The organism is Nocardiopsis sp. NPDC055879 (assembly GCF_053615935.1).
The window spans coordinates 1-8,426 of the sequence record NZ_JBSHCT010000053.1; the positions used below are offsets into that span (position 1 = coordinate 1).

4 protein-coding genes, 1 tRNA gene and 1 pseudogene are annotated in these 8,426 nt (G+C 61.6%); 3 read left to right on the top strand and 3 right to left on the bottom strand.

Going from position 1 to position 8,426, the window contains the following annotated elements; genetic code table 11:
* Nucleotides 1-94: 94 nt before the first annotated feature.
* Together ACWGKS_RS29325 and ACWGKS_RS29330 are read right to left on the bottom strand one after the other, a co-directional pair.
* Nucleotides 95-1,186, bottom strand: a complete 1,092-nt coding sequence (locus ACWGKS_RS29325) for a Kelch repeat-containing protein (RefSeq protein ID WP_358509975.1) — start codon at nt 1,184-1,186, stop codon at nt 95-97.
* Nucleotides 1,187-1,269: 83 nt separating this feature from the next.
* Nucleotides 1,270-2,325, bottom strand: a complete 1,056-nt coding sequence (locus ACWGKS_RS29330) for a hypothetical protein (RefSeq protein ID WP_358509977.1) — start codon at nt 2,323-2,325, stop codon at nt 1,270-1,272.
* Nucleotides 2,326-2,694: 369 nt separating this feature from the next.
* Here ACWGKS_RS29330 and ACWGKS_RS29335 point away from each other — a divergent pair.
* The 3 genes and pseudogenes from ACWGKS_RS29335 to ACWGKS_RS29345 form a co-directional block, all read left to right on the top strand.
* Nucleotides 2,695-3,552: pseudogene (locus ACWGKS_RS29335) on the top strand (IS30 family transposase); the annotation flags it as partial.
* Nucleotides 3,553-4,178: 626 nt separating this feature from the next.
* Nucleotides 4,179-4,259: transfer RNA gene (locus tag ACWGKS_RS29340), tRNA-Arg, on the top strand.
* Between the two features lie 785 nt (nt 4,260-5,044).
* Complete coding sequence (locus ACWGKS_RS29345) at nt 5,045-5,704, top strand: hypothetical protein (protein ID WP_358510043.1); 660 nt, start codon at nt 5,045-5,047, stop codon at nt 5,702-5,704.
* Nucleotides 5,705-5,780: 76 nt separating this feature from the next.
* On the opposite strand, the gene ACWGKS_RS29350 is transcribed toward ACWGKS_RS29345, so the two are convergent.
* A complete protein-coding gene (locus ACWGKS_RS29350; RefSeq protein WP_452524943.1) occupies nt 5,781-7,775 on the bottom strand; it encodes a hypothetical protein in 1,995 nt (664 codons plus the stop codon).
* Nucleotides 7,776-8,426 lie beyond the last annotated feature (651 nt).

The following is an 8,426-nucleotide window of genomic DNA, read 5'->3' on the forward strand; positions in this document are numbered from 1 at the left end:
CCTCCCAGTCGGGCCCGCGCCAGAACCAACGTGACCGGTGCTACTTCGGTGACCTTGGTGTGATCTTGCTTCAGCAACGCAGGGAGGGATCTGTTTAGCTCGGAAGCTCCACCAAGAGTCCTTCCGCTGGATAGCTGAGCGGAGCGTCACTGCGGCAACTCGGTCCCGACCAGGAGACCAACTGGGTGTCGGCGAGCACGGTGTAGTCCCCTAGGAGACAGGGGGCGGCGTCGTTGTCTGTCTGGTAAGCGCTGAGCGTGCTAGTGCCGGTGTCGTAAACACCAATCGCTCCAGCCCGAACCGACACGAGGTCGCCCTGGTCCCAAGTGAAGAGCACCGTATCGGCGTGGTTGCCCAGGTCCGCGGATGCTTGGAGGTACTGGGATTCGTCCTCATATTGCAGGGTCCAGGCGGCGTCTCCTTCCTTGAGGGAGTGGACATAGGAGCGATCGCTCCCGCTGCGGGACGAGACCAACCAGAGTTCGTCCTGTTCGGAGACGACGAGAGCGGCCCGATCCCAGGGCCCTTGCTGGATCCCTTGAGACGGTAGGCGCTGATACTCGCCCGACACAGGGTCGGCCGCCTCAAAGACCAGCTCTCCCTCTTCGCTGATACCGACGAAGGCAACCTCCCCCGTCGGCATCAGTGCGCCATCCATCACTGGAAATCCGGTCTCCGTCCAGGACCAGTCGTCGGCGTCGGCATCGTAGTGGTGGACCGCGCGCTCAGACAGCACCACGGCACCGCCATCGAGCGCGAAGCGGTCGACACTGTTGGTGATGTTGGGGGCAGGGGCTGCGGCACGCCAAGTGTCGGATCCGGGAGAATAAAGCATGCTGTCCGACTCAGCACCCGCCGCGTTCCGCCCCTGAGTGACGAGCATCTCCTCGCCGGTCCATACAGCGGTGTGCCCGTAGCGACCGGTGAATCCAGAGGGTGTGGCGATGGTTCGCCACGTGTCGGCCTCGGGATCGTAGGCGGCGCCGTCGGCGAGAGCGTCGCCGGCGCGGCCTCCCCAGACGATGACTTCGTTCCCTGTCCAGACGACGGAATGGCCTTCCCGCCCCCGTAGCGGAGCTTCCTGGATGATCTCCCATGATGCTTGCTGCGGTGACGGTTCGTCGGAGCAGGCAGTGATCAGCAGGAGCGAGGACAGGAGGGCCGAGTATTGCGTTCTCGTTTTCATATCCGCCGGTTTCGGAACGAACCAAGAGAGAGGGCTCCCGTATCCGGAAGCCCTCCGTGGCCAGATTCTATGGGACTACGTGTCTACCATGGAACCCAGCCAAGATCCGTCCACAGCGTGAAGTCTTTGCCGGTCGACCCCTGGGGGCCGCGGTAGTTGACCTCCGCCCACGCGTAGTCGGACAAAGTCGGGACCACCGAGGTGTTATCGGCTTCGAAGAGCATGCCGTAGTCCAAGGTCTTCTGCCGCCTCGCCTCGCCTTCGAAGATCTGACCCATTTTTCCCTGGTTCGGAATGGCGTCGATCCACGTATCCTGGCAGTCGGAGGTGGGGAAAGTGAGTCCTGTTCCGCCAGCACCGATGGTCACAGACGCGCCAGAGGTACACGAGCTCTCAGGGGAGATCGGTGCCCAATCCACCATCCGCTGTACGTGGCCCTCGGTGCCTTCCCAGGGCTGGGTGCGAGCGGAGAAGTCGACTAGCCGAGGGAAGTACTGTCCATTGTCGTCGATGGCATTTGTCCACGTAGCTCTCCTGTAGTAACCCCACAGGTCTGTGCCTGCTTCGGCGAACTTCTCGTAGCATGTGGTCAGATGGTGTTGTTGATTCGTCGAGGGGGCGTCCTCGTCTGCGGGGTAATCCGGTTCGTAGAAGAAGTCGAGACAGAACCTGTGGTCCAGGTACATGTTCTCCGGGACCGCGATGGGGGTGTCGCTGCTGCGGGCAACCTCACTTGTGATGCTCTCGGGGGCTTCCTCAATCAGGACGCCGACACCGCGCTGACCACCGTATTCCCCGAAGTCCGCATGGGCGACGTCCACGGAAGCTGGGATGATCCCATCATCCCATACAACTTCAATCTCCGCTTCAGGCCTTGTGGGGTCGTCGATCACGGCATAATTGAGTTCTTCTGCTTCAACACCGCGAGCAGAGCGATCGGTGTTGTCTAGGGCAAGGGACACCGCCTCGATGTCCTCGGATGGGGAGCTATTGATATTCAGCTCGGAGAAAGGAATTCTCTGAGCAGTGATTTCTGGGTCTTCCGGTTCTTTCTCTTGGGCCATAAGAGGTGCCGAGGAAGCCAGGATTGCCGACGCGGCGATCAATGAAAAGACTGAGGCCATACGGATTTGCAGCATGGGGGAAATTTTGCTCACAAATGCCACTCTCTAAGAATCATCTGTCGAACCATGAGAACCCTAACATTTGGCGCAGGAGTGTCAACAGCATGCACATTGACTTTATTTTGGACATACCGACCCTGATCAGTAAATTTACACATTATCGCAGGTGGAGAGTGAGTCATATATTTTTGCATTGGATGGTTTTCTGCAGCTCAGGCGTGCGCTTGTTTCGGTTTGCCCGTATTTCGTCTTTATGGATGATGAGTGAGATGGCCAGGGAGACTTCCAGCTTCATGGCTCTCGAACAAGGAGGAGACAGCCCGTGAACGAGGGGTTGGTGGTGTCATGCCGCCGTAGCAACACCGCAGGTCAAAGGGGTTTCTCATGGGGACACGACGGGTGCTCACCCTGGAAGAGCGCGAGGAGATCACGCTCGTCCGCTCCCGGGGAGGGGCGTGGGCCAGATCGCTCGCCGGCTCAGCCGGGGCCACTCAGTGGTCAGCCGTGAGCTGCGCCGCAACACCTCCAAGCGCGGCTATAGGACCAACACCACCCACAAGCGCGCCCGGGGCCGCCATGCACGCCCCCAACAACGACATGTGGACAACGGCCCCGTCATTCGTGAGCGGGTCCTGGGCGACCCGGGCCGGGGACGCACCCCCGACAGATCGCGGGCCGGTTGAAGCTGGAGGCCGACGATGCCAGCGTGGCACCAATGGAAGGCTCGACCTCAGCAGGCGACGCCCTCATCAGCCACGAAGTGATCTATACCTGGATCTACGCCCTGCCCAAGGGCGAGCTGGCCCGGCTCGGGGTGATGCTGCCTTCCAAGCGAGCCACACGACGTCCCGGGAGGAAGAACGGCCTGTCGGGCGGGCGGATCGTCGGCATGCCATCGATCCGGGAGCGGCCAGCCGAGGTTGATGGGCATCGGGCCCCGGGCCTTGGGAGAGCGACCTCGTCATCGGCAAGGACGGCCAAGACGGCCGCCATCACGCTGGTGGACCGCCAGACCCGCTTCACGGTGCTCCTCTGGCCCTGTTCCAGGGGAAGAGGGCCGACCATGTGGGCGATGTGCTCATCGAGCACGTGTCGGGGTTGCCCGCGCTGGTGCGCAAGTCGCTGACCTGGGGCCAGGGCACGGAGTTGTGACGGCGCGAGGCGTTGACCGTGGCCACGGACCTGCCGGTGTTCTGCACCGATCCACAAAGCCCTTGGCAGCGGCCCACGAACGAGAACACCAAATGGCGTCGTCCAGGGCGGCGAAGTTGAACCACACCACGCGCCGGTCCCGCACAACCTCCACGGCAGCGGGCCGTTCAGGGTCAGGGGTGAGCACGAACAGGTGCCGTCCCGGCCCTTCTTCCAGGTTCTCCAGGTGGCTCTCGAGCTGCTGCGCATCAACCGTGCCGCGGACGGTCATGACCTCGAACAGATAGGTGAAGTCCGCAGAAATCCGTGTGTCGGGGACCGATCCCTTGTTGGCTTTGGGCTGGTTGGTGAAGGTGACCGTCTCCAGGGTGGCCTCGCCCGAGGCCTTGGCCAGGATCTCCTCGACCAGGGACAGACCGATCCGTTCGAAGACCGCCAGCATCGACGAGGTGACCCGGTTCTCACCTTGCCGGTAGGTGGAGAACAACGGTGTGGACGACACTGCACCAGCCTCCAACGAGCATGGGTGGGCCTGACCGTCTCACCAGCAGACCAAGGCGGCTCCGGATATGCAAGGACCTTGCGAGACCCCATCGGATGCCAACCGCCAGCGATGTGTGCTCCGTTTGTGCTCCGCAGTTCTGGACCGGGGCGTCACCGGGCGGCACCCCTTGACACGAAACGACAGCAGTGATCGGATGGATTGGGACGAAACGGCGCCCCGTGGCACGTACGGGCACGAAAGCATCGGACTTCTAATCCGACGGTCGCAGGTTCGAATCCTGCCGGGTGCGCCACAAAACCCCAGGTCAGATGGGGTACGCGAGGACCTCGGAAGAGGTCCTCGCGGCGTTTGGGGGCCATGTGTGCTCCTGGTGTGCTCCCCAGTACAAGGTGAGTGCAGGTGGGGGTCCACCTCCCGGAGCACTTTGCCGTCCCGTGACCCTGGCGGCCCGTGCCCGGGTATCCCCGTGTTCACCCGTCAGCGCCCCGCAGACGCCCCGTCTCCACTACATGGGGACGTTTGGGCCCCTGACACGCCCTGCTACCCCACAGCCGCACACGGCCGTTTCAACCGAAACCTCTTACCCCACCGGGGTTCACTCGCCACGGTCAAATGCTATGGGCAAGTCGAGGAAAGAACGAGGCGATCCCGCCAACACCGTGAACCGAGACCCAGACAGGACCACCTGAACTCAGATCCACCGCGAACTCCGGCACCTGCACGCCAGGCCTTCACCGGCCCCTCTAAATATCCGGCCAGGCCACCGGACCGACCAACCCATAGATCGGCCCGATCGCCCCACGCAACCCGAGCCTAAACAGGCTATCGACCTTCAACCCACCCCCCGATACCCACCGCCCAGAGAAACGATCTCCAACCGGTCGTACCTATGCCCCCACAGGTCAGAGCCCAGACGCAGTGCTCCAGGATTTTTGAATAACGCGGAACGCAGATCCGGCTCTCTCAGAAAAAGGCCAAAACAGTAGGTCACGTGCCCCGGCGAGGTCGACCGAAAAGATGAGAACCCCGGATACAGTGACGATCCCAAGCCCGTTGGTCACCGACTACCGTGATCGTATGAGCGATGGAATCCGATGGATCGGCGAACACAGCAATCAGAGTCCGAAGACAAGCATTCCCGGAATGCTCGGCGGCATATCCCTCACCACGGCCCGCGACATCGACACAGAGGACTTCCTCACCTGCCTCGGCGCAGAACCCCTCCAGCTCGACGAGGGCTATCTGTACAAAGACCGGCGATCAGTGACCCTTCCTGACGGGGCAGGAAATCTCACCTTCGCCATGTACGGCACCTGCGGCGACTGGGTATACGTGCTGGAGGACTGGGAAATGGCGACCTGGTACCTGCATCGTGGCGGCGGCCCGCCAATGACCGCTCTAGCCGGGATTGAAACCGTCTGCGTGAGCCTGAACCGGCACGACCCGCCCCCCTACATCTCACACACCACTCCTGAAGGCCGCATCGTCAGTGTGGAGTACGGGGAGGACACCGGCTGCGGATCAGCGTTGGATGCCGCACTACAAGCAGCCGGTGCAGTCTTCCCACCCATGCCAGACACACCTTGGGACGAGGCGGCACTGTACCAGGAGCAGTATCTGGAAAAACTCCTACCGGCGGTGTTCTCCGCGGTCGGGGACTACTGCGGGCTGTCCATCGACCAGGCCGCGGTCGAAGCCGGCGACCTTCCCGTAGCTGTTCTCTTCCCGCTGTCCTGACCCTGGCCGCCCCGCAGGGCCGCCCCGCGGGGCGGCCCCTCCTGGCGTTCAGCCAGTGGCGGTCAGCCAGTGGCGGTCAGGCGGTGGTCATGTCACAGATGACAGGGTCGGCCGGTGTGCCCACATCGGTGGTGTAGAGGCAGTCGCCGCTCATGCGGGGGTCCAGCCAATAAGCATCCTCGTCCATGATCCGCATGTTCATCCTGAACGTGGGGAAGCGGTTCATGGATCCCTGGTTCTGGTTGCCTGACATCGCGGAACGTCCACAGACTTCGGTGAAGTCGGGGACCAGGCCGTCGATATTGTACAGGTGGATCCGGTCCTCATGTTCCTTGGCGAAGGTCTGCGTGCAGGCCCTGCCGTTAGGGGTACCCGTAGTGCTGTCAGCGGGGACGGCTTCGTTCAAACCGCCCTCGCTCGCGGCCATGCCGCCGCTGTTGTAACTGGACGCGAAGGAAAACTCGTCACAGTTCAACTCATCTTCAGCATCATCCAGGGCGCTGGCATCGCCGTTGTTTGCCGCCCAGCCGGTCTCACCGCAGATCCGGCTGCGATTCCTCGCATTCTGAGCATTGTCACCCATGTAATACAGGGGTTTGCCAGCGGACTGGGATCCGGGCTGGTTGGGTGCCATGGTCTGGATCAGCCAGGCATGTGCGGCGGCCTGCGGATAGTTCGCAGCGTTGAAGGGGTACGTCGGCGCCGCGTTGAGGAAAACACACCCGTTGACCGTGCTCCCACTTCCCTTGGTGTCACAGCGGACCTGGTCCAGATCCTCGGCTTGGTTCCAGGAATCCACGGACCACACGTATTCGTTGAGGCTGGGGGACCACCACCCGGAAGAGTCTTGAAGGGACATTCCGAGCGTGACGTCCGGCTGGAACAGATACTCCTGGTCGGACGTACCCGCGTCCCAGTTATAAAAAGTCTTCACCCACGCAGGATGCTGGTCGCCGGGCGCCCAGCTCGGTTCACCTTCCCAGCCGCTCGGGTCGGGTTCGGTTGGGGTGCAGCCTTCCCCGCACTCGTGTCCGATGATACCCATGTCGATCTGGCCGAAGTCCTCCGAAACCGGCTCATACGGCTTCACCGTCACGTACTCGCTGAAGCTATCCGTGCCATCCAGCACCAGATGCCGCGTGAACGAAAAAAGAGTTTCAGCGATGGTGTTCTCGTCACCATCGTACATTTTGATCGGGAATATCCGCCGGTCGCACTGGGTGAACCGGTCCGAGAGGACACCCAGATCGAGCGTGTCGCACCACTCGGCTTCTGGGATGTCCACGGTGGCTTCCGCTCTCAGATCCTCCGCGCTCAAAGGATCAGCTGACTCGGAGGCCTCGCTGTCCGGCAGCTCGGTGAGTATCGGGCCGAAACAGATTTGGCGCCCGCTCTCGACCGGGCCGCACTGTTCGGTGTCGGTGGACTCCGATGACGTGGTGGCGTCAGCGCCCAGGGGTTTGGTCTGCTCACTGACCGGGTCGACATCGAACCAGCTGGGGTCGGGGCTGTCGAAGACTGGGTCCGGAAGAGTCAAGTCCACGGGAAGTTCCACGCGGAACGGCTCCCACCTCGACCAATCCGTCTCATACAGTGACCCGTCGAAGGCCGATGTGTGGAACAGGTAGTCGACGTTGGGGACCAGCTTGCCGGGCGGGACAGTGACCGAGGCAACAGAGCCGGACTCCACAAACTCGGACACCTGCACCCCGAATTCGGTGTCCGAGATGCTGACCTTGGTGTCTGGGTCGCCGTTGGAGTCCGCTTCCCATACCTCGAAGGTCAGGTTGGCTTCGTCGCCGTCGGCGTCCGTGACGGTGTTACTCAACTGGACCTGAGGCGTGTTGACACTCCACACGCCCATGTCGTTCTGTTCCCCAGGTCCAGCTTCAAGGTCGGTACCCGACTCGGGGCGGGTTCCAGCGGCTGATGGGGTCTCGGGCCCGGCTGCGGGTTGTGACGACGGTGCTGCGTCCGGGTCGGGCTGCCCCCGGCCGGTCTCATCTGCGGCGGCTGTCCCCGACCCGATCATCAGCGCGGTCAAGGCGAGGGCGCCTATGCGCGCGAGCATACGTTTTTTTCTGGGTCTACCAGACAAGATGTTTCCCTTTTTGCTCTTTTACCAGGTTGCTTTACGACAGATAGCGCCACACCTGCTCGGGCAGTGTGATTTAGGAGTCGACAACCTGACCTGAATATACGAACGACCGAACAGGGTAATCACGAATTTGACGCCAAGATAAACCTGAACGACACCAGGGGAACATACAGGAACTGAAATCACGGGCCAGTCACGGGGGAATCTCATTACGGAGTTGCTCTAGCCTTGAACAACTGAGAATACCTCTGACATGCGGCGACTTTATTTTGACCACATCCGGCCACGTCATCGCGCAAACAACCCGAATTTCCAAGGCAGCTAGCCCTCAGACCCCACCCCCGCGTGCCCCTGACCTCGCCAAGAGCACATAGAGTTATAAACCCCTCACGGGGCGCAGGAGACAAAAAGGTTTCATAAATTTCTAGCGGATAACGTACGATTCACGTATCCGCCTATAAGTCGAGTTGTCCTTCGTCTGATCTCTTTCGGTAATATGCCCTGCCCTCATTAGTGAAGGTGCAGCACACCAGGGGACCTTTGATCCGATGGTCGGCCGACCCCTGACCTGAGGAAACCCCAGGCCAGGTGGGGTGCACCCTCAGCCTCGCCTGTGTTTGAAGG